This is a genomic window from Nitrospirae bacterium YQR-1 (assembly GCA_039908095.1).
Lineage (GTDB): Bacteria > Nitrospirota > Thermodesulfovibrionia > Thermodesulfovibrionales > Magnetobacteriaceae > Magnetomonas.
This window is the reverse complement of record JAMOBJ010000042.1, coordinates 1-23945: the sequence shown is the minus strand read 5'-3', so window position 1 is coordinate 23945 and position 23945 is coordinate 1. Positions and strand designations below refer to the sequence as shown.

The 23945-nt window shown below is 41.8% G+C and carries 17 protein-coding genes; 9 read left to right on the top strand and 8 right to left on the bottom strand.

Features of this window, described 5'->3' with window-relative positions; all coding sequences use genetic code 11:
- The coding region (locus H7844_14745; GenBank protein ID MEO5358536.1) for a tetratricopeptide repeat protein at positions 1 to 416 on the top strand (416 nt) is incomplete at its 5' end.
- 421 nt (positions 417 to 837) lie between these two features.
- Here the strand turns inward: H7844_14745 and H7844_14740 are convergent.
- The 4 genes from H7844_14740 to H7844_14725 form a co-directional block, all read right to left on the bottom strand.
- A complete protein-coding gene (locus tag H7844_14740; GenBank protein MEO5358535.1) occupies positions 838 to 1821 on the bottom strand; it encodes a hypothetical protein in 984 nt (327 codons plus the stop codon).
- 21 nt (positions 1822 to 1842) lie between these two features.
- Positions 1843 to 2292, bottom strand: a complete 450-nt coding sequence (locus H7844_14735; GenBank protein MEO5358534.1) for a lytic transglycosylase domain-containing protein — start codon at positions 2290 to 2292, stop codon at positions 1843 to 1845.
- A 147-nt stretch (positions 2293 to 2439) separates the two neighbouring features.
- Entirely contained in the window at positions 2440 to 4605 is a 2166-nt protein-coding gene (locus H7844_14730) for an HDOD domain-containing protein (GenBank protein ID MEO5358533.1), read from the bottom strand.
- A 107-nt stretch (positions 4606 to 4712) separates the two neighbouring features.
- Positions 4713 to 6344, bottom strand: coding sequence for a radical SAM protein (locus H7844_14725; protein MEO5358532.1), 1632 nt, complete (start codon positions 6342 to 6344; stop codon positions 4713 to 4715).
- Between the two features lie 227 nt (positions 6345 to 6571).
- Here H7844_14725 and H7844_14720 point away from each other — a divergent pair, with 227 nt between their 5' ends.
- The 8 genes from H7844_14720 (at position 6572) to H7844_14685 (ending at position 19908) form a co-directional block, all read left to right on the top strand.
- Positions 6572 to 7582, top strand: a complete 1011-nt coding sequence (locus tag H7844_14720; protein MEO5358531.1) for a FecR family protein — start codon at positions 6572 to 6574, stop codon at positions 7580 to 7582.
- Positions 7583 to 7946: 364 nt separating this feature from the next.
- Positions 7947 to 8942 carry a sensor domain-containing diguanylate cyclase gene (locus tag H7844_14715; GenBank protein ID MEO5358530.1) on the top strand — a complete coding sequence of 332 codons (996 nt, stop codon included), beginning with the start codon at positions 7947 to 7949 and terminating at the stop codon, positions 8940 to 8942.
- A 279-nt stretch (positions 8943 to 9221) separates the two neighbouring features.
- Entirely contained in the window at positions 9222 to 11729 is a 2508-nt protein-coding gene (gene glnD, locus H7844_14710) for a [protein-PII] uridylyltransferase (GenBank protein MEO5358529.1), read from the top strand.
- Positions 11730 to 11732: 3 nt separating this feature from the next.
- Positions 11733 to 15677: a translocation/assembly module TamB domain-containing protein gene (locus H7844_14705; GenBank protein MEO5358528.1), complete on the top strand. Its 3945-nt coding sequence runs from the start codon at positions 11733 to 11735 to the stop codon at positions 15675 to 15677.
- Complete coding sequence (gene bamA / locus H7844_14700; protein MEO5358527.1) at positions 15674 to 18385, top strand: outer membrane protein assembly factor BamA; 2712 nt, start codon at positions 15674 to 15676, stop codon at positions 18383 to 18385. Before H7844_14705 ends, bamA begins: the two co-directional genes overlap by 4 nt.
- A 14-nt stretch (positions 18386 to 18399) precedes the next feature.
- Entirely contained in the window at positions 18400 to 18906 is a 507-nt protein-coding gene (locus H7844_14695) for a SurA N-terminal domain-containing protein (protein MEO5358526.1), read from the top strand.
- Positions 18907 to 19259: 353 nt separating this feature from the next.
- The gene (locus H7844_14690; GenBank protein MEO5358525.1) at positions 19260 to 19559 is read left to right on the top strand and encodes a nucleotidyltransferase family protein; all 300 of its coding nucleotides are present in this window, start codon (positions 19260 to 19262) and stop codon (positions 19557 to 19559) included.
- A 1-nt stretch (position 19560) separates the two neighbouring features.
- Complete coding sequence (locus H7844_14685; protein MEO5358524.1) at positions 19561 to 19908, top strand: DUF86 domain-containing protein; 348 nt, start codon at positions 19561 to 19563, stop codon at positions 19906 to 19908.
- A 196-nt stretch (positions 19909 to 20104) separates the two neighbouring features.
- On the opposite strand, the gene cobA is transcribed toward H7844_14685, so the two are convergent.
- The 4 genes from cobA to H7844_14665 form a co-directional block, all read right to left on the bottom strand.
- Positions 20105 to 21625: a uroporphyrinogen-III C-methyltransferase gene (cobA, locus tag H7844_14680; GenBank protein MEO5358523.1), complete on the bottom strand. Its 1521-nt coding sequence runs from the start codon at positions 21623 to 21625 to the stop codon at positions 20105 to 20107.
- A complete protein-coding gene (gene hemC / locus H7844_14675) occupies positions 21612 to 22547 on the bottom strand; it encodes a hydroxymethylbilane synthase (GenBank protein ID MEO5358522.1) in 936 nt (311 codons plus the stop codon). Before hemC ends, cobA begins: the two co-directional genes overlap by 14 nt.
- A gap of 600 nt (positions 22548 to 23147) precedes the next feature.
- Entirely contained in the window at positions 23148 to 23399 is a 252-nt protein-coding gene (locus tag H7844_14670; protein MEO5358521.1) for a hypothetical protein, read from the bottom strand.
- On the bottom strand, positions 23396 to 23596 hold the full coding sequence (locus H7844_14665; protein ID MEO5358520.1) for a hypothetical protein: 201 nt from the start codon (positions 23594 to 23596) through the stop codon (positions 23396 to 23398). The genes H7844_14670 and H7844_14665 overlap by 4 nt, the downstream gene beginning before the upstream one ends.
- Between the last annotated feature and the right edge of the window lie 349 nt (positions 23597 to 23945).

Here is a 23945-nt window from a genome sequence, read left to right as displayed (position 1 = left end):
AGATTGGCGATAAAGCGGGGGAAGGGGTTACTTTAAATAATATCAGCCAGATATATAGTGCCCGCGGCGATTATGAGGGCGCCCTGAAGTATCTGCTTGAGAGTTTAAAAATCAGTAAGGAGATTGGTGATAAACAGGGGGAAGGGGCTACTTTAAATAACATAGCGACAAATTATCATGCCCGCGGCGATTATGAGAGCGCCCTGAAGTATATGCTTGAGAGTTTAAAAATCAGGAAGGAGATTGGTGATAAAAGCGGCGAGGCATATACCCTTTTTAACCTTGCGATGTTATACGGTACAACCGGTAAAAAAGCAGAATCGGCAAAGTGCCTGCGTGAGGTGATAGAAATCAATAAGACGTTAAAGAGTTATGAAATCGCACAGGCGTTAAAGAGCGCAGGGATAGAAGGGTAATTCCAATCAGCCTTCAATGTCTAACTTTGTTAGTATATAGCGAAAACCATAATTCCATTCATTATTTTTAGTGGTTGAGATTGCCACGTCGCTATCGCTCCTCGCAATGACGAATAAAAAACTATCGCTCCTCGCAATGACGAATAAAAAAACACAGTAAAAACAGCTATATGCCGTCATTGCGAACCCCCACAGGGGGTGTGGCAATCTCTTCTTTGATAAAATCAATAAGAACATACTTTTGCTTTTTGCTATAGTCAAAAGCTCCGGGGTATACGAAAAAGTACGCCTGCGGCGTCGGGGGAATAACAGAGTACTTAACGGCATGATTTACGCAAATAAAACGGTTAGTTGCTTGAAAAAAAATCCTTCAAAAACAAGCACTTACTGTGAGCACCTTAGGAGCATCCGCCACGGAACTTTAACGTGTGGTGTTGTCCAACTTTAATGTTATTCTGTTGATTCCATCCTCACCGCGACTGTCCCCCAGTGAACTTAACGTGCTGAACATCGCAAACCCCTCATTCAGCCTGTTAGCCTTTTCATAAAAAACCGCTATATTAAACACCACTTCCCTGTCTTGCGGGGCAAGCAGCAACGCCTGTTTAAAATACCGTTCCCCCATGTCAATCTCGTGCATCTCCGTATAGGATATGCCGCAGTTGAGCAGTGCCGGTACATAGTTTGCATTTAAAGCTAAAGCCTCTTGTGCATACTTTGCCGCCTCAAAATACCTCTTCATCGTTATCAAAACAAAGGAAATCTTGTTTAATATTCTGTGGTTTTCAGGCTGTAATTTCAGTGTGTTTTTGTACTGCTCCAATGCTTCCTCACGTAATCCCTTTTTCTCATATTCCAGGGCAAAAGCAAAAACAGAGTCTGCCTTAAACTGCCGGTTCCTTAACGCCACCTCTGAGGGCGGAGGCACTAAGTTTGCCAATTCCACAGGCGGTCCTTTCTCTGATTCCCTTTCCACCTTTTTCTCTGATTTCTCAGCCTCCTGTGATTCCTTTACCGGTTGTTGAGGCGGTTGCTTGTTAACTTCCGCGCTCTGAACCTGCGGTGTTACCACAACCGGCTGCGGCGTTACCTGAGGTAAGTGAACTTCATCAGCGGGTTTCTGTTGAGTAACAACACTCTGCGGCTTTTCATTAAGCTGCCCTGTTGCTGACTGATGCGGCTGCCTTACCGCCTCATTATCCTTTTGTAACACTACCATTATATCTTCCCCAAAGAAAAATAACACTACTCCGATAAGTATGAAAACTGATAACATTGAAACAGAAACCAGCACCCTCTTGTTTATTTTTACTCCGGCTCTTACAATTTTCTCAAGAGATGGATGGACCTCTTTCCTGAGTCCTGTAGTATTAAGTTTTGAAAGTAACTCTGTCAAAATACTCATCAGGCCGCCACGGTTGATATTTTAATCATCATATATGCTCCTGATTTTTACTCTGATGCCATGCTCCATCACACTTGCATAGTATTTGTGTTTTTTCTCAGCCTTTAGCGCATTAAATATTTTCCATGAATAGGCAATCCTTTTAGTAGTTGACACTGCATTGTAGCAACCAACCGCCTTCCAGTTATAACCATAAGTATTAATACAGCCACTTAAAATCCTCGCTCCGGCTCTTACATTATAGCATGAATCGGAAAACAACCGTTCCCTGTCAAATGAAAGCTTACTTATCCATGAGGAGTTCACCTGCATAAGTCCGATATCCTCAGTGTTATTAATATTAATCCCCCTCGCTTGTTGGTTTAGCCCCGATTCCACCTCCGCTATTGAATAAAGAAGACGGGGATTTATCCCAAAACTCCGCCCTGCCTCTTCAAAACAAAAACTTTCCCCATTTCCAGTTAATAACAAACTTAAAAAAACCGCCGCCGTTATACAGAGATTTCCCCTGACTTTGATAATTTTATTAAAAAAACTATAACTATTCAATGATTGGCTTTTTAAATGGAAATGTATAAAAGACGGGTTTGCAGACTTTACGTAAAATCAGCATATCACTTATCCCTGGAGCTTCTGCTTAAAAGCTAAAAGAGCCAATTTTCTCATTATTTTAAGATTCCAGATCATCTCCGCCTTAAGTGAAGAACTCCCTCCATAGATAACGTCTCCGTATATCATTCCTATCGGTTTATCATTAAGTACAATAGGCAGAGCTGTAAATGAATGGGCATTTATCGTGTTCAGATACCAGTCGGGAATACGGCTGCGGGCATCTTTCAGAGTTGAATCCGCCACAAGTATGTCAGTATTATTAATCAGTGACGAGTTAAATATGTCCTCAGAGACAGTTATTGAGAACTTAAAAATTCTTATGATTTTCTCAACATCTGAACCAAACCCGAATCTTGCTTCCATCATATTTGTCTTAGGGTTTCTTATACAAATAAACACACGGGAGAACCCCATAGTGTGATACATAATCTCAAGGATTATCCTTAAAACATCATTTACGGTATATTCTCCCGTCAGTGCTCCAACTATATCAGATAGTCCTTTCATCAGGCTTTCTTCTTCCGTGTTAACTTCAGCCGCTGCTTTAGAGAGCCCTAAGATTTCAGTCTCCACAATTTCTATGGAGTCTATCTGTTGGCTCTTTTCACTTACAGCAAATTGAGATGCCCTAGCATTTTTCAAAAAATTGCTTACTTTTTCTATAATCGGGTCTTTTTTAGCCTGTGACTCATAAACCCTGAGAAAGACGTTGAGCTCCTTAAGAAGGCTGTCGTACAGGCCTTTGATTTGCTGTTCGGTTATGTTAAAGCAAATGTTGTACTGTTTTGTTAGATCGCTTATGGAATTTCGCTTCTGAGTATTTGTAAGGGCCTGGTCCAGTATTACAGAGCCTAAATCAGTTGAATAGGAAACCAGCATGTGGCTCTTATCTATGTTTGTTATAGGTTTAAAGAGATTTGCCTTGTCAACGAGTTTCATGCTGTGAATTATATGCTCAGGAAGTGACCATTCCCGTGCTATGCTTACGCTAAGGTCCTCGTATGATATACCCAAAACCGCTGCTGAGGCTGTGTTTTCATTAAGTTGCTCTTTTGTAGTTTTTTCTGATATCGCCCTGTGTTCCTCCGGAAGAAAATATGCTACCATGATTTTTCCCAAATCATGTAACATGGCACAGATAAAGGCCTCCTCAGGATCGGCGGTTACGATTTTTCCTGCCAGAGACCTTGCTATGTTGGCCTTTATAAGGGAACCAACTATCAACTGCTTAATCTCATTAGCAAGGTTTTTATCCACTATACCCTCAAAGAGGATCAGAGAGAGGGCGGCATTTCTTACCTGAATAAACCCAAGCAGCATCAGCGCCCTTGATATGGTACCAACCTTACCACCATACTGAGTATAGTATGATGTGTTTACAATGGCAAGGATTTTACTGGTCAGGCCATAATCGGTCAATATCGAGTTTGTAACATTGGCTATGTGTGTGTCGTCCTGGAGGACATTTACCGGTAATTTCATCAAAATATCCACAGTTTTACTCATAATTGGAAATCCGCCGCTTGATGTAAATTTGCCCTGTATTGTCTCAACGGCACTTCTGTGTCTGCTCCCCACCACCGGTACCTGTTGCACATATATAGTTTGGTCAATAGGCACCGGTATCACCTCCGCCACTTGTACCGCCTGCATAATTTCTTGTTTTCCATGGCTGACTTTGTATATTTTTATAGCACCCAACCCTTTTATCTCAAGGGTACTTTCAAACTTGCACAGTTCTTTATCTTCGCTATCCAATACATTGTACGTATCCTCGGTTAGATATATGCCTTGAGCTTTTAATGACGATAGCATCACTATTGCCACAGCCGACAGACCGGATGATTCAACATCAGTATAGAGTGTACCAGCACCTGAGTGAATCACTATTTTTGTGGTTACTGATTTTGAGCTCATCTTCAGATTATTATACTTATCCATTAATTCCGTTATTTTGTGGGCTGTTCCAAGGGCACTGCCGCTATCCTCAAAGGAATACACCGTGCGGTTTTTGTAATCTTTTATCATAATTCCACGATTTTTCTGAAGCAAAACATCGTTTAGTTTTTTGATAATATGAGTGGCGGATGATTTCACAGAGCTCTCCTCATCAAAGACATACTCTGTCACCATTACGGTTATTGTTTCTAATTCTGACACTGTTGCACTCATCCTCTTGCTCCCTATATTCGGCATTTTAACGTTCTTTCTTTAAATTCAAATTACTACCGCAGCTTTGACAGCAGTGCTCATACTAAACAATAGTATAATATTATAAATTACTTTGAATAATCCACCCGAAATCCCTGTCCTTTTAATGCTTCCATGTACTCATTCCAGAGTTTTAGTTTATCGGTGCCGCAGTCAATAAAATCCCACGGCAGAGATGATTCAAAGTTACGGTTACCAAAGAGAACTTTTTTATAATCTATGTTTGCCTCTTTTGATGCAGCTTTAAAGTTAAGTTTCTTTTGCAGCATAATGTTGAGAACATTGGCGGCTTCTTTTCCTGCCCGCGCAAAGTATCCTTCAAGATATGCAGCTCCGGCTGCATCATAAGAGAGTTTTATCCCATAGTTTTTAAGCCCGTTTTTAAGGGTTTTTAACCGTTGCTTTATTATCTGTTCACTTTCCATCGGATGCCACTGAAAAGGTGTAAAAGCCTTTGGCACAAACGGGGACACGGTGATGGAAATCTGTCCGCTTTTTGAAAGTCCTCTGATTTGCCCGGCAAGATGGATAATTTCTAAAATATCGTCATGTGTCTCAGTGGGAAGTCCTGTCATAAAATAAAGGCGTAACATACTGATTCCTTTTTCAAAAATCAGACGGCAGGTGGTGATAATATCCTCATGTGTAATTTTCTTATTTATAACAGCCCTGAGGCGCTCGGAGCCTGCCTCCGGAGCTATCGAGACGCTTTGTTTTTCTTTCATAAGAGACAGGATTTCACCGCTGCGGTGGCTTGCCCTGAGGGATGTTATCGAAAACTCCACACCATCTATGCCCAGAACCTCATCAATGTGCGGGTAATCAGTCAGGGACGGGCCTATCAGTCCCATTCTGCCACAGGAGGGTTTAACCCTATCAATTTCCTCTTTAACAGATGTAAGGTCGCGTTTTCTTGGCGGGCCGTATATGGATGATATGGCACAGAAACGGCATTTCCACGGGCAGCCCCTCATGGCCTCAATCAGATACATATTGGAAAACTCCGTGTTTTGGCTGAGTAGTTGTGAGGGCACTCTGAGTTTATTTAAATCTCCGGCAAATACTCTTTTTACCTTCTCAGGGGTATCAGCAGGCAAGTAAAAACCAGGTTCCCCTTTAAGAGAATTGAGGAGTGCGGTTTTGCCGCTTGATTTGTCAAGTTTAGAAAAAAAACTTTCAATAAGCGGCTCACCCTCACCGGCAAACACTACATCAAAAAACGGGGCAAGCGGTTGTGGGTTCATAAAAGCACAGGGGCCACCCATGATAACAAGCGGATGGGTATCGTTACGGTCTTTGGCATAAAGCGGGATTTTTGCAAGCTCAAGTATTTTAAGGACATTAATGTAGTCATTTTCATAAGAAACAGATAAGGCTACAATGTCAAAAGCAGTAAGAGGTGTGAGGGATTCATATGAAAACAGCACGGTACCGGTTCTTTTAAACTCATCGCATATGTCGGGTTCGGGCAGAAACGTGCGCTCACAGAGGGCGTCATTTCTTTCATTAATCATGCTATAGATAATTCTGAAGCCCAGGTTTGACATTCCCACATGGTAGGAGTTTGGATAGGCCAGACACAGACGATGCTTACCGCCGTGATTTTTTATTGTGGCGCCTTGCTCCTGCTCGATAAGCGCCCGTATTTTGTCCTTATAACTATATGGAAACTTACCGGATTGAAACCTCTTAACTTCCATGGATTAATTATTTTACAAAGTTACTGCTGCAAAAGTATATAAGAGAGATTAAACATAGACAAAACTGGAAGATAGGTGATATAATAAACTAAGGGCAGTGGAGAGAGATAAGTTCAGCGGCAGGTAATTATTTGAGCAGCCTTTTTCCAGCAAAATTGCCTGCGGTAATACAAATCTTTAATTTACAGTTGTGATTTCATAAAAATACTGTAAAGGAGGATTTGTATATGAACATCAAAAAGATAATATTACTTTTGTTGGTAGTTGTGGTTTCTGTTGTTATCTATGGCCTTGTAACAGCATACCTCCGGCACAATAACTTAAAAAATAAATATATAATAAACAATATGGAGGGTTTCGTTAAAGTACGAAAGCAGGGACAGCCTGAGCGCAGAGCCGTTGTGCATGATGAATTGGAGCCTGGGGATGTTATAAAGTGTATGTATAATTCTAAGGCGGATGTATTATTAAAGAAAGGGACTGCTGTCAGGGTGAAAGGTAACTCCGCCATTAAGGTTGAGGAGGTAACTCCTGAGGGTAATCCTGTTATAAAATTGTCTAAAGGTTCGGTATTATCAAAAGTGACAAGGAGTCTTTCAGCTGCTAAAGCTGTAAAGACAAAAGTGTTTACAGTAAAAACACCAAATGCAGTTGCCGGAGTGAGGGGTACATCTTTTTTAGTGAAATACAATGATGATAATGAAATCCCTGATTTAAGCAGAGAGATAATCTCTACTACAGAGGTTGCAGTGTTGGATGGAACTGTGAGTTTTTATGTTAATAGCAGCTCAGTTGAGGTTGATATAAGTGGAGGTAAAAGGGTAGTTCTGGAGCATTTTTCATCAACACCTAAGATATCATCTGTTACCGCCGACGACAAGAAGAGGTTAGAGGAAATTGGGGAGATTAAAACCGAACTGAATTTTTTTGATTCCTTTCTTCCTGATATAAAGAAATCGTTTAATCTGATAGTCTGCCGGAAAGTTGCCGACCTTACAAAGACAGAGATGGGTAACATAGAAACCGCCCTGATTAGCTACAGTTATGGACATGAACAGAAAATGCCGGAGAGACTTAGTGATATCGATATGCAGGGCAAAAAAGAATTATATGACTCCTGCGGGCTGCCATATTTATACAAAAAAATCAACTCATATACTGCCGAGATAAGGTCGGCAGGCTCCGACATGGAATTTTTTACAGACGACGATATAGTAAAAACTGTAACCTTCAGGTAAGCATACTTTACTGCAAAAAAACATATCAAATTATTCTTAATTCTCAATTTTTGCAGCGGGCAAACTGCCCGCATAGCTTCTAAACGCCTCAGGATCCGCCATAGCCGACTGTAACCCTGCCACTTTCCACTATTACAGGAACACTTCTCTGTCCTTTAGAAAACTTAAGCATCTCCTCCATTTTGGCCTTATCACTAATTACATCGAAATATGCAGCGTTATCTCCATAAGCCGACCTGGCTCTTTCTGTGTAGGGTCAGCCTGCTTTGCCGTATATAATAACCACATCTGTTGCCATTATAAGGTCCTCCTCACTTTGCACTGGACATATTGACTAATTATAGCATATTATAAGGCAGGTGTGATGGAAGAGCAAGAGAAAACAAAAGAAGAATTGTTAAAAGAGCTGCAACAGCTTAAGGACGATTTAACTCACTACCGGAGACGTGAGCGTAAGTGTAAGGAGTGTGAGGCTAACCTTAAAGAGACAGAGGCCAGGTTCAGGCTTATGGCGGACTCTGCACCGGTCTTTATCTGGATGTCTGATGCAGACGGCAAGCGCAGTTATTTCAATAAAGTATGGCTTGACTACACCGGCAAGACACTTGAGCAGGAATCCGGTGATAAGTGGATTGACGCTGTTTATAGCGATGATAGAGAGAACTTTGAAGAGATTTATAACAAGCATTTGCAGTTGAGAGAACCGTATAAGGTAGAGTACCGGTTAAGGCGGCATGACGGGGTTTACCGCTGGATACTTGAAACCGCCACCGCCCGTTTCTGTTTGGACAATAAGTTTATAGGATTTATCGGTTCAGCGGTTGGTATAACCGAGAGAAAGGAAGCCGAAGCTCGTCTCCACCACATAGCCCACCATGACATGCTTACTGGACTGCCTAACAGGATACTTTTTTTTGACCGTCTCAATAACTTTATCGAACAGGCTAAACGGTATAACCACATGCTGGCTCTTCTGTTTCTTGATCTTAACCGGTTTAAGGCGGTAAATGACCTCTATGGGCATCATGCAGGAGACCTGCTTTTGAAGGAAACATCGGAGCGCCTGAGCGAGTGCATAAGAAAGTCCGACACACTTGCACGAATGGGAGGCGATGAATTTAATATAATCCTCTCACGAATAAGCGGAAAGCGTGACCCCAGAGCAGTTGCTTTAAAAATCATAGAATCACTTACGGCACCTTTCAATATTGAAGGGAACGAGTGCTCAGTCGGCACAAGCATCGGTATCAGCATTTACCCGCTTGATGCCTCAGATGCCGCTGTGTTGATTAAAAAAGCTGATGAGGCCATGTACAAGGCTAAAGAAAAGAAAACCAGTTCTTTTGAATTCTGTTCATAGACCCATCTCACCAGAGTTTGTGCTGTTATGAAATTATTCTGATGAATTTTTAAATACCGCAAAACAAAAAAAGGACTGCCGCCAACGGGATTTTCCCTTGCTTATACCGAGTTGCATTCATTCGATTAACTTTGTTGGCATCGTCGAGAGCTCCTTGACGTACGAGCATAGTACGTCTGTGTCGCTTTCTCCTTGCCGCCTCGTTACTCTTTTGACTGCAACTTGGTATTAAACACTACACATTTTGCCCTGATGTGGTAAAATACAGCTTGACCTGAAATGGACTTCTTAAACGAACTTAGAAGATTATTGTCTGAAGGATACGGCGGGGTTGAAATAGTTAAGCACCACAGTGCCCTGATGGATTCTTTCATTAAAGAGACGGCTCCCGCCGGTGTCTTTGAACACCCTGTAGCGCTCTTTGCTATCGGTGGCTACGGCAGAGCTGAGCTTGCTCCATATTCCGACGTGGATTTAATGTTTCTCATCGAGGACAGGGCAAACCAGGCCCAAATAACCCTAGTTGAGGAGTTCTACTATAAACTTATAAACGAACACATAAACGTAAGCCATTCGGTTAGAACCGTAAGCGAGTGTATTGAACAATCTCGGCTTGACCTCAGAACCCGCACATCGCTCTTAGACGGCAGGTTTTTAACCGGAAACGGACAGTTTGCAAAGGTTTTTTTTGAAAAAATTCACACTGAGGCCTCAGGTAGGGCTAGGAGAGCTTTCTTTACGGAGCGGGTAAGGGAAAGACGCATACGGCTTGAAAAATATGGCACATCGCCTTTTCTGCTGGAGCCTAACGTAAAGGAATCTCAGGGCGGGTTAAGAGACATTCATGACGCTCTGTGGATTACTAAGACAGTTCTGGATTTCAGCTCTCTCAATGATTTTAAAAAAATCATGGATGACTATGATTTTAAAATCCTTATGTCTGCTTACGATTTCCTTTTGAAAGTAAGAATAGCCCTCCATCTGGTCAGTGAAAGAGAAAACGATGTGTTGTCTTTTCAGCATCAAAATGCCGTAGCTGCTCTTTTGGGTATCAGGCAGTCAGGGTATTTCAGCGCCTCTGAGAGGCTCATGAGGCTCTACTACCTGAGGGCAGGCACAATCCGCACAATTACGGCTAAAGTTCGCAACATTGCCGGCTCCGTATATGTTAAGATGCCTGCAAGATTTGAAAAAGTGAAAATAAACGGTACTTTCTCAACCGTGGGAAACAAAATGATGCTAAACCGCACGGTTTCTTTAAAGCGTGAACCACACTTAATACTGGAAAGTTATGCTCTGTACAGCCGCATCGGAAATGACTTTACCGGCTTTCTGAATGAGCTGATAAAAAGACACCTTGTTTGTGTAAATGGTAAACTGAGAACCGGTATGCTCTCTGCCGGTTACTTCCTTGAGATTCTTGCAGGGCAAAGAGTATATGCCACACTTAGGCTTATGCACTCACACGGGGTGTTAGGACGCTTTATACCGGAATTCGGCGCTCTTAAATACCTGGTTGTACACGAACCCTACCACATATACACAGTTGACGAGCACTCCCTGTATGCAATAAAAATACTTGAGAATCTCTTAAATCCGAATAACTCCCCGGAGCGCCGTATCGGTGATGTTTTCAGGGGTTTTCCGGACAAACACCTCCTCTTTCTGACCCTCCTTCTGCACGATATTGGAAAATCAAAAGGACATGCCCACTCAGCCGAGGGGTACAAAAAGATCAAGCCGATACTGGAACGCCTGGGCCTTAAAAAACACGACAGAGAGACCGTGGAATTCCTTGTCCGTAACCATATATTAATGTCAAAAACGGCATTAACCAAAGACATCGATGACCCTGAAACTCTGGCAGCCTTTTCCGGTGCCATAAAAAATAATTATCTCCTTATGGCTATTTTTCTTATAACATACGCCGATATGTCCGCCGTAAACCCTGAGTTTATGACCAAATGGAGACTTAACCTTCTTATCAGGCTCTTTCATGCGGCACAGAGCTTTCTCAGAGACGGAACGTTGAAACACACAGGACATCTTTGTGAAATATCCAAACAACTCAATGCACACTTGTACCCTGATATATCAAAAGATGAACTTGAAGAGTTCATAAAGTCAGCGCCGGAAAAATACCTGTTTTCAAGCACGGCGGAAAGAATTCTGAAAGAATTCTCATGGGTTAAAGAGTTTTTAGCGACAGGACTTCCGGTTATAAAACTTCAACAGTCGGCGGATACAACTACAGGGTTAACCATTGTGGGAGCCGACAGGCGTGGACTTCTTGCTTCAATTGTGGGCGTGCTTTCAGCACGGAGACTTAATATTGTTTCACTCAGGACATTTACCATGCGCTCTGAAGCCCTTAAGCCGGGAGATTTTGTTATAGACAGGTTTCAACTTTCCAACTACACATCCCTTTGGTGGGAAGGAATGGATGAGCTGCTAAGTGAGGAATTAACTCAGTGTATAACCGGTGGAAAACTCCCTGAGCTGAGACAATATCCCCGTAAAAACGGCAGATTTTCACCCTTTGTTGATGTTGATAACGATTTATCCGCCGGTGTAACTGTGTTTGAAATAATGTCCTCCGACAGGATAGGGCTTCTTTACGAAATAACCAGGTTGTTTTCACGCCGGGGCCTTAATATTACCTCCGCACTGGTAAGCACCGAGTGGGAGATAGCCCATGATACTTTTTACGTATCAGGTGACGGGCAGAGTCTTGCACCGGAGCAGCTCTGCACTCTTACCTCAGAGCTTTGGGATACTCTTTCTTAAGACATGGAAAAGTTCGGTATAATATTAAAATCATATAAACGTCTTGTATTATTTCTGCTTGTGTTTTTCACATTGGTTTTCATTACCCACTTAATCGGCAGCAAATACTTAAAAGATGAATTAATAAGTGAATTAAAGAAAAACCTGGGACCTAATGTGGTGGTTAAGGATGTGTACGTTAAGGTGTTTCCTCCTCATATAGGTATAGCTGAATTGACAATAAAGGATGAAAACGGTAAAACTGTCGCCGCTGTTGCCGATGCTGTTTTCCACATCCGGTTGATCCCGCTTTTTGGTAAAAAGGTGGTAATACAGCGGGCATTTATAGATAATCCATCCGTAGATATGGACTCTGAATACCTTAAGGCCTTAATTGAACGCCTCAAAAAAGATAAAAAGAAAAAAAGTGCTGTGACAGTGGAAATAGTATCATTTTTGATAAAAAACACTAAAATAAAGCTTTCCGCCAACAACCGCACGGTAGAGCTTTCCCTCAAAGAGAGCAAGGGGCAGATTAGCAAGCTGACAGAGGTTAACCTAAAGGGTATATCTATAGACTACAGTGGGTTTAAGGAGGTTTTAACCTCTGTACCGTTTATTCAAAGCATAACGATAAGCGGCAAGCCCCGTGACGGCGGATTCGAGCTGAAGCAATTTAAGTTAAAAAACCATGGAGTGGAAGTTCTACTTAGCGGACATATTGACAGCAACAACAATGCACATGTTAAAACGGACACCTCTTTGAAAATGGATTATGTCAAAACTCTCTTTGGTCTGAAAAGGCCCGGAGACGGCTATCTTAAACTAAAGGGTGGTGTTGATTATATTGATAAGGCTGTATCAGTAGATATAGATGTTGACGGCCACATGTGGATAGACACTTTTTTGGAGTTAATCCATGAAAAAGAACCGATTAAGGGAGAGGCCGTATTCAGGGGAAACATAAAGGGACAGTTAAAAGCACTTAAAGCTACCGGAAGTGCCGCAATGAACAATGGAGGACAGTTTTACGGCATAGATGTGGACAATCTGACATCCGCTATTGTCTATGAAAACTCCAAACTAAAATTTTATGACGTCCGTGGAAATCTCTATCACGGCACTACTACGCGTGCTGAGGTGGTACTGAACATGCCGGTTGTTAATTACTTTACACTGGATGTTGAAGCTGAAAATATAGACAGCGGCCCGATATTTAAACTGATTAACTGGGACCCGGGACTCTCTCATGGTAAAATGACAGGGAAAATCCACCATGAGGGCAAATACTTCAGCCCTGTGGCAACTTTTAAGTACGTCAGAGCGGCACAGGGTACTGATAATACAACCTCCTCGAAAACACTTGACAGTAAAAATGTAATCAAACGAGTTGATGAGGTAACAGGCGGCGTTACACTTGTTGACGGGGAAGTAACCCTCAAAAATGTGGAATTTAAGACTATGCTTAGCAAGGGCAGGGCAACCGGCACATACAATATTAATAATGATACGTTAAACTTAACCACAATGATTTCAACAAAGGATGCAGCAGACTTTACAAGGCCGTATAATGAGGATTTACGCGGAGCCGGCACATTTAACGGAATTGTATCGGGAAAGGGCAAGGACCCAAGTATTGCAGGTACAATTGCTCTGTCCTCAGGGTCAGTTTTTGGGCTTAACTTCAACACCATGAATACCAAAGCAGATTACAACATGAGAAAACTGGTTCTCACTGACGGGATATCTCAGGCCTATGGGGGCAAATGCCGCTTTGGCGGCACAACGGTGTTTAAAGATCCAAGGTATATCTTTGATTTTAATAACCCGCATATGAATATGGACTTTGCTCTAAATGATATTGAAATTGATAAATTAACTAAAAAATATCTTGAGATTGATAAGCTAAACGGTAGTCTTAGCGGTGAGTTTGATGTAAAAGGGCAGCCGGGAAATCTCACATACACCGGAGATGCTGCTGTCTCAAACCTTACATATAAGGGCATTGCCGCCGGTGTGGCAAAATCGAAATTCACTCACCACACAGACAAAATAGTTCTTAAGAAGTTTTCAATAGCTAAAGGCAGCTCAGAGCTTTTATTAGACGGCTCAATAACTCAAAAGGGAAAGAACTGGATGGATAAGGCAGGCTTCAGATATGATATTGTTTCAGCAAAATGCCGCCTAAACGCAAGGGATATTCCGTTTACTGAAAAACTGGGGGATGCCTCCTCAGAGTGCTCGATTAAAATGGCAGGCACTGTGAGCAACCCCGACCTGAGCTTTGACGCTACTGTCAGAAGTGCCGAATATCCTGCCGTTAACGGTAAGATATCTGTTGTGACTAAAGCCGGGGAGGCTGTCTTAAAAGGAAGTTTTCTGGACAATAAGCTCTTATTTAACGGTGCTGTAAAGCTGACCGCCGGCTACCTGTGGTCACTTAATGCGCAGTTTAAACGTGGTAACTACGAGGGGATCATCAAAAAGCTGGTAAAGACAAAGCTTCCGGCTGACCTTAAGATTATCCTTGCCGGTTCGGCCTCTTTGAAGGGCAGCTCAAAGGACATAGCCGGGCGGGTTGTGCTGCCTGAGCTTAATCTCTCAGTTTATCGCTACAGCGTATTAAATAACGGCAACATAGATATTTCCTTAAATGATAGGAAATTATCAATCAACTCCTTAAGACTAAACGCCGGAGATAGTGAATTCAATGTACAGGGAGGTATTGAGGCAGGGAAAAGCTACAATCTTTCAATTACCGGACAGCCTGAGCTTAACCTTCTGCGGGGTGAATCGGCAAAGATAAGCTGGATTAACGGTAAAACCAATATTACCCTCTCCGTAACGGGAGACTGGACAAGGCCGCAGATAGCCGGAGGACTTAGCGTGTCTAAGGGGTCTCTGGGAATAAAAGGGTTTCGTTATTTTCTGAGCGACATAGAGAGCGACATACACTTTGAAAGCAACAAACTGGTGATAAAGAATATATCCACTAAGATAGGAGGCGGTAGTGTAACGGCTGCCGGCGTGGGCTATCTGGATGGGTTTAAATTGAAGAAATTCTATCTTGACGGTGTCGCCAAAAACGTGCCTGCAAATGTTGGAGAGGGTTTTACTATGAAATTTGGAGGCAGATTTCTATACAGCGGCGACCTTAACAAGCAAACTCTCTCCGGGGATCTGGATATTTCCACTGCCCGGTACTCTAAGAACCTCTACTGGCAGGACCTTGTTTTTGAAAAAACATCCGACTCACAACAGATCAATCCGTTTCTGAAAAATCTTGACTTTAACGTTAACGTAAAGGGTGACAAAAACATAGTAGTTGATAATAACGTTGCCGAATCAAATATAAAATTAGACCTTCAGGTTAAGGGAAACACTGCAAAACCTGTCATTTACGGAAGGATGACGGCGGAGCAGGGAAAGGTGTTTTTCAGAAACTATGAGTTTACCCTGCAAAGCGCAAATGCTGATTTTGCCGGCAGCACCGACATCAATCCCTATATAAACATAGTAGCTGAGACTATTGTTAAAGGTTATAACATAAAACTGCTGATGAACGGGCAGCTTAAGCGTTTTGACCTTTCCATGTCCTCAACACCTCCGCTTAAGGAAACAGCGATTTTAGCTCTGTTTGCCGGCTCAGACCTTTCAAGGGGAGCCACTTCCGTCTTAGCCGGTAAGTATCAGGGAGTCTTTGAGGAAAGAGTAAAAAACATTACAGGTTTGAACCGCCTCGAGGTTGTCCCTTCCGTTTCTGAGGACAAAACCTCTGTCTCTCCTCAGGTTACTGTCTCAAAGAAACTATTTAACGATAAATTAAATGTAACTCTGACCTCAGGAGTTACAAAAGGGGAAATAATTAAGGTAGAATATAAATTAAAGAAAAATGTCTCCCTGGTCGGCGAAAGAAACGAACTTGGTAACGTAGGCGGAGACGTTAAATTTAGGTTTGAGTTTAAGTGAAAAAGCTGACATTTAAAATAATAATTACCGCTTTTATTATAAGTGTATCACTTCCGGCGTTAAATCCGCACACTGCGTTTTCCGCCTCTGCAATGAAACCTTTTAAGGTGGCTCAAATAAGCATATCCGGTCTCTACAGCGTTGAGAGAACCGAATTTATTCACATGCTGGGCATACATGAGGGAGATATTGCAGATGAAAACAAAATACGGGAAGGGATAAAATCGGTTTTTAAAAAGGGTTTTTTCAATGATATAAAAGTTTATGGCAACTACAACAGCGGAATGCTCACTGTTGATGTTAAAGAAAGGGCAATAGTAACCGCCGTGGATATTACCATAAGCGGCAGCCTGAGTAAAAAAACAATTCGGGAGGTTTTTAGCCTGAAAGAAGGTATGGAGTACCATCAGGAGAGATTGGACGCAGCTATTAAGGAGCTTACTCAGGTGGTAAATGAAATGGGATTTCCGGGGGCAACAATAAATGCCGTCACTACCTATGAGAAGATTCCAGGTAAAGTCAGGATACTGCTTAACGTAAAAGCCGGAGAGCCTGTAAGAATAAAAAGAGTTATGATAAAAGGGGGGCAACACAGGGTAAGAGACCTGCTTGACATACATGAGAGTGATATTTTTGATAAACGTTATGTTGATGATAAACTCAAAGAACTAAAAATAGAGCTAGTCGGGCAGGGCTACTACAACCCGGTTGTGACTTACACTTCCTTTGATTCCATTGACGGTGTACTGGTTATAGATGTGAAAACCGGTAAAAAACTGGCTGTTACATTTAACGGGAATGATTTGTTTTCGACAAAGAAATTAAAGCAAGAAATGCCGTTTTTTGAATATGGCAGTGTCGGAACAGATATTGTCGAGGAGGCAAAACAGTCCATCATCTCACTATACCACCAAAAAGGATACATTGATATATCAATAGAATATGAAATAAAGGACCATACTAATGAGGTTGAAGTCATCTTTAACATTTCAGAGGGCAAAAAGTATAAAGTTGATAAGATAATATTTTCCGGTGTGAGCCTTGATACTAAACAGTTAAAATCAGTGCTTTACACTAAGGAAGGGGAGCCTTTTGACCCCGACGTCAAAGAAGATGATGTAACGGCACTTACAGATTATTATCATAGCATGGGTTTTCTTTCAGTGAAGTTGACAGACATATCCACGGAGATGAATAAAAACAATGGCAAGGTGACAGTGCATATAGCTGTTGAGGAGGGGCACAGGCTTATTATTAAGCAAGTTAAAGTAATCGGGGCTGAGCATTTAAAAGAGCCTGAGCTTATGAATCTTATTAAAATAAAACCACAGACATTCTATTCAGAAACAGACGTTTTCGATGCAAGACAGGTGTTGTTGTCATATGTAAAACAACAAGGCTACGCAAACGGAGATGTTAAAGTCAGCTATGAAATGGATTCTGAAGCACAGGTAACTCTGATTTTTCATATCACTGAGGGGAGTAAGTACTACTTTGGCAACACACTTGTCAAGGGTAATGTTGCAGTGAGATGGGAGGTTTTCAGAAGGGAACTAAAGCACACAAGGGGAGAGCCGTTTAATGTAACAACAGTGTATGAGGAAGTGAGGGACCTCTACAAGACAGGATTATTTACGAGTGTGGATGTTGAGTTTGTAGAGCAGGAGGGGGGCATTAAAGATGTAGTGTTTTATGTAAAGGAGAGTAATGCAGGGCTTGTTGAGTATGGGTTGGGATATGGTGAATATGATGGTCTCCGCGGCTTTATGGATATTAAATATATAAATCTCATGGGCATGAACAGGCAGTTGTCTTTAAATACCAAATTGAGTTTTATAAACCACAAGGTGTCGTTAAATTACTATGAGCCATGGTTTGTAAAAACTCCGCTGCCTTTTTCAGCAACGGTTTCTTACGAAAGACGTGATGAGAAAAACACAGATACGCGGGATATCAACTACAGGGTACAGAGGTTCACAGCAACCCTTGGTGTGGAAAAGGAACTTATACCATTACTTAAAGGTAAGCTTTTCTACGAGTTTAATCTGGTAAAAACCTGGGATGTACAGCCTGACGTAATACTTTCTCATGAGGATACCGGCACCCTTGCTATAAGCAGTATAGTGCCGTCTATTGTCTATGATAGCAGAGACAACCCGCTTGAGCCGACATCCGGCTTTACAGGAGGAATACATGTAAAACTTGCAAGCAAGGTGCTTTTTTCGGAAACTGATTTTGTAAAGATTTCAGGTTATAGTAATTACTACATTGGGCTTACTAAGGGTCTGGTTCTCGCTATGTCTTTGAGAAGCGGCATAGGGCAGGGCTGGAGAGATACTGTAAGTCTGCCAATTATAGAGAGATACTTTCTTGGTGGCGGCACAACTGTGCGTGGTTACGGGCAGGACAGCATGGGCCCAAGGGGCTCAAACGGGGACCCAACCGGTGGAAACGCCTTTTTAATGAGTAATGTGGAATGGAGAATAAATATTTTAAGTTCACTAGGACTGGTGTTGTTTACAGACGGCGGTAACGTCTGGTCACAGTTACATCAGTACAGTTTAAACGATATTAATTACACGGCAGGGGGGGGTATCAGGTATAATACCCCTGTGGGGCCGCTCAGGCTGGACTACGGACACAAACTTAACCGTAAAGAGGATGAATCACCGGGAAGATTTTATTTCAGCATAGGACAGGCATTTTAATCATGGGGGGTTGTTTGTTAAAATTACCGGCTTATACATTATTTGCTGTAATATTTTTTTTGCTAATAACAACTCTGTCGTTTGCACAAGAAGTGTTACTGGATTCTGTTGCAGCCTTTGTGGATGATACAGCAATAACATACAGCGAGTTCGAAAAAAAATACGATGAAACGTCTTCTGCTCCTGCAATAAAAGCATCTGCTCTGAACAAGAAGGATGTTATAAACACAATGATTAACAGGGTGTTGCTAAAGAAAATGGCACTGGCTATGAAGCTAACCGGCAAAGACGATGATGACTTGATCTCTCAGTTTATTGAAATAAAGATACGCTCCTACGTAATCATTCGTGAGGAAGAGATAGAACGCTTCTGTAAAGAACATAACGTTAAAGCTGAAAGCGATGACGAAAGAAAAGAAGTCGAAAAATACCTTACCGAGGCCGAAATAAATAAGAGACTAAAAACCCTGATTGAAGAGCTAAGAGCAAAAGCTTATATAAAAGTATATATTGAGAAGTAAGGGAAGAGTAGTGATACCAAGCGTCTAACTTCGTTGGCTTCGTCAAAAGCTCCGGGGCGTACTCTCGAATCCCCTGTAAGGGGAGGCGTCGCTTTCTCCTTGCCGCCTGTGTTTACTTCTGGCTGCAACTTGGTATGAGTCATGCAACACAGGTGATTCTGAAATTAGCAGTTGGGATAAAACAACTTGATATATTTGAAAAGATACAGAGAAACTTTTAAATTTTGCTATAATATTCACTCGTACTACTTAGCCTGATTATTATAGCCGTTTTATAACCGGAAATCAACAGCCATTAAAATTATAGCGTTAAATGATATAATAGTAACACATCTTTTTGTTATGCTAAAGATATGGAAACTATAGACAAACATAAGATAAGGGAAACTATCTTAGCCAACCGCTGGTTGCTGAGACGTTATCAGGTGGGCTCAATTGCTCTGTTTGGCTCTTATGTCCGTGGTGAACAAAGAGACGACAGCGATATTGATTTTCTGGTGGAATTTGAAAATAATACGTACTCCAATTTTATTAACCTGGTGTATTCCCTTGAGGAGCTTTTCAATAGGAGTGTTACTGTACTCAGCGAGGAGAGCCTGAGTCCTTATATTAAACCATATGTTATGAAGGAGTTTGAACGTATTGAAGGATGATATGGTTTTTATACGTCATATCCTCGATGAAACCGATTACCTGATTGATAAGTCTGTGGGATTAACATATGACGATTTTATTGCAGATGCAACTCTGATGCGTGCATTTGCACGGAGTCTTGAAATTATAGGCGAAGCCTCAAAAAACACCTCAGAGTCATTTCGCTTGAAACATGCCGAAATCAAATGGAAAGAGATTGCAGGGCTCAGAGACAAACTCATCCATCAGTATTTTAGCATAGACTGGCATATCCTTTGGGATGTAGTTAAACATAATATACCGGAACTTAGAAAAAAATTGGAAAACATAGTAAATGATACCCAAAAAAATTATAGACAACATTTGTAGTGAATGATATTTAATCTGACAGGTGTATAATTTCTTCCTCGCCAAAATTGTAAGACAATCTTGAGCTGTCCGATATGTACCAATAACATTCGTATGACACAGTAAAAACCACCCTCTAAATCTCCCATGAGGGAGACTTCTAACTCAACCTCCTTCGAGGAGGGCTTTAAAAAGACATCTTATTTTTACTTTTGCTTTACTCCCTTTGTTTTAGCTTACTTTCAACAATAGCATTAACCATATCGCTGACAGTAGCACGAGAAGGTGTGATGCCGACTGTGAGACCCTTCTTTTCTATAGCTTTTTTTGTAACAGGGCCTATGGCGGCAATGGTTACATCAGAGAGGAGCTCAATAAGGCTGTGGCCGATAGAATCCATGAGATTTGTGAAGGTGGCGGCGGATGTAAACGTGGCGGTTGTGATTTTTCGCTCTTTGAGACAACGTTCAAGCCTCTTTATATGTGGAATTTGATTTACCGCTTTATAAGTTACAGGTGCATCAATGTAGCCGCCAAGCTCTCTAATACGCTCTGGGAAGACTTCCCTTGCTTTTTCCGCTTTCGGTAACAGAAACCGCCTGCCTTTTATCTCGTCCTTGCTTTCAAACAGTTTTACTAAACCCTCTGCGTTGAATTCATCCGGCACCTCATCAACTTTGATACCATACTTTTGAACAGCCTCTTTCGTTTTTATCCCTATTGCACATATTTTTATGCCCTTTAGGTCTCTAACGTCACGCTTTTTTTCAAGTAACCGTTTAATGAAATAATCAAAACCGTTGACACTGGTAAATATCAGCCAATCATAACTTTCGAGATTTTCTATGGCGGCATCAAGCCCACTGTAACTCTCAGGCGGAACAATTTTAATTGTCGGGAATTCAAATATTTCAGCACCCAGGGACTCAAGCGGCTCATAGTCCTTGCCGTAGGGCCTGGTTATTAAAATCCTTTCACCAAAAAGAGGTCTGGTTTCAAACCAGTTGAGAGTTTCCCTCAGAAGAACTGTGTTGCCGACAACCATGATGGCAGGAGGCTTTATGTTTTCAGCTTGTGAAATGGCTGCAATGCTATGCAGTACTCCAGTTACGGTAGTTTGTTCAGGGCGGCTGCCCCAGCGAATTACGGCTGCCGGCGTGTCGGCGCTCTTGCCGTGCTCTATGAGTTTTGCCGTTATGAAAGATAAATTCTTCACTCCCATTAGAAACACCAGCGTGTCAAAACCACCGGCAAGTGATTGCCAGTTAATTTTGCTGTCGGTCTTTGTTTCATCCTCATTACCGGTTATTACCGCAAACGAGGACGAGTACTTTCTGTGTGTTATGGGAATACCGGCATAGGCCGGAACACTAATAGCGGATGTGACACCGGGGATAATTTCAAACTCTATACCGTGGGCGGTCAGCACCTCGGCCTCCTCTCCACCACGGCCAAAAACAAAAGGGTCACCACCTTTTAATCTGCAAACAGATTTTCCTGCAAGTGCTTTTTCAACAAGGGCTGCATTTATGGCATCCTGATTCATCTCGTGGTGTCCTCCGCGCTTACCGGCATATACCAATTCTGCGCTCTCTTTGGCATAGTTGAGAATCTGTGCGTTTATATGAAAATCATATACTATAACATCTGCACTTTTGAGGCAATTCAATGCCTTCACTGTAAGTAATCCAATATCGCCGGGACCAGCCCCTGTTAAATAAACTTTACCTTTTTTCATAAACCTCATCCAGTATCTCTTTTGCACCCCTGTTTAATAACTCCTGAGCCAATGCAACCCCTGTTGTCTCGGCATCCGCGACTTTTCCCTCTTTAACTCCTTTTATTATTCTATCACCTGAGACGCTCCCAACAAGGGCGACAAGACGCAATATTCCGTTGCCGATAAGTGTTGCATGAGCGGCTATCGGCACCTGACAGCCTCCCTGCAGTCTTTTTAAGAGCGCCCTCTCCGCCAACACACACACCTCCGTGTCGCTGTGGTTTAACTTAGCAACTATCGAATTTACAACGTTGTCATCAGTGCGGCACTCAACCCCTACAGCCCCCTGCCCTATAGCTGGAAGGCATACTGAGGTTTCCAGAGACTCGGTTATTCGCCCTGAAAGACCAAGTCTGTTTAATCCGGCGGCGGCTACCACTATTGCGTCAAACTGCCTCTCATCGAGTTTTCTGATGCGGGTATCGAGGTTGCCGCGTAACTGGAGTATCTCTATATCCGGTCTGAGGCTCAACAGTTGACATGCTCGCCTTAAGCTGCTTGTGCCTAATTTTGAGCCTGCCGGTAAATCCATAAATTTCAGGCCGCTGCGGCTGATAAGTGCATCCTCTGCGGTTTCCCGTCTAAGTATCGCAGCAAGATGAAGCCCTTCTGGAAACTCCACAGGCACATCTTTCATACTGTGGACGGCAAGATCGGATTCTCCGGCAAGAAGCGACTCCTCGATTTCCTTTACAAAAAGCCCCTTACCACCGACTTTTGAAAGCGGCACATCAAGGATTTTATCTCCTGTTGTCTTTATTGTTCTAAGTTCTACTTCAACTTCAGGCTGTATCTTTTGAATTTCAGACTTAACCCAGTTAGCTTGCCAAAGGGCCAGTGTACTGCCACGTGTTCCAATTATAAGTTTTCTTTTATCCATAATTTTTTTGAGTTCCCTTCCATTTGGAGTGGGTAGGATGCTTTAATCAAAATGCTTTTTTCATTTTATTTATAGCCTAATTTTAACGAGAGAAGCAAAAGGATGTCAAGGTTAAAATCACGGCTACAAAACAGCCGACCCTGACATCCATTTTCCTTCCTTGATGGGGTTTGGGGTTTGTATATATTTATAGCATCATTCAAAAGTATGTTCATATGGAATTACTGCTTATGCAGTTAACTCCGGCAGATAGTTTTTTGTCATTTGGAGATGCATAGAAGAGACTGGATTGTCGCTCGGAGGCGGGAATGACAAAAGAGGGTGCAATTCCTTTTCTGTCATTCCGAGCGAAAGCCGGAATCCAGTTACAGTGATGTTCAAAAAAATATTCGCTTTTATAGACAACAAACCCACTAATAATGCAGTTTCAATTGGATTCAATCTGAACGTACTTTTGTATTTATTATAATATCCACCAGTCCGGCGTATTGCCTTTATTATATTCATTGATTAAAATAGCTACGTCTCCGGCAAAAGTTAGACACAACATTTGTCAAAAGGGCGGTTTACCTGAAAAACATGGTTCACATGCTTAAAAGTTCAGATTAATTTATCATACTGAGCATGTGTACCAATCCAAAACCACAAAAGTCCTTCCTCAATCTCAACAGCAAGAGCTCTATACTTTTTCCCAATCCTGATACACCAATAGTTTTCGACTTTTTTCAGGTGTAAAGAAGGATGAGCAGGATTTTCTTTTAATAGTGCAAAGCTTTTATCTGCAAGTTCTCTTATATTAGTTGGCAGATTTTCATAATGATTCCAATAAGAGTCGGCGGCATAATGTCTCATATAGTTTTGTAGCGGCCTTGCTTAAATTCAAATACAGCTTTGTCAGATGTCATCTTCAGTTTGCCTGACTTAACGTCTTCCTCGAGTTGTCTATCCCATAACTCTGCATCAAATTCTTCAAACCAATCTCTAAGCTTAATTAAATCATCTCTTGTTAAGGCCGTTATTGCATTTTCTATCTCTCTTAAAGTCACCATTAGACACCTCCAATAATTAAAGAATAATTCTTATAATAGATAGATGTCAATAATTACTTGTACATTCCGTTGAAATCTACCATCTGTTCTGGTAATATCGACCACCAATAAAATTAGAACGGAAGTTCCGAGTGGTAAAACGACTAAGGGTTTGAAAACAAAGGAGAAAAGGCATATACGGTAAAAACAAGTAGCTGTGATTATTATTTTTTAGTGCTTGACAAATATATTGTTATACCCGAAATCCGATATAGAAAAACCTGTATCCCGTTAAAAGTGGTTTTTGAGGAGAAATTTCAGATTATAGCAGACCTATGCATTTTGTTCCACTATAAAAAGTTTATTTTTT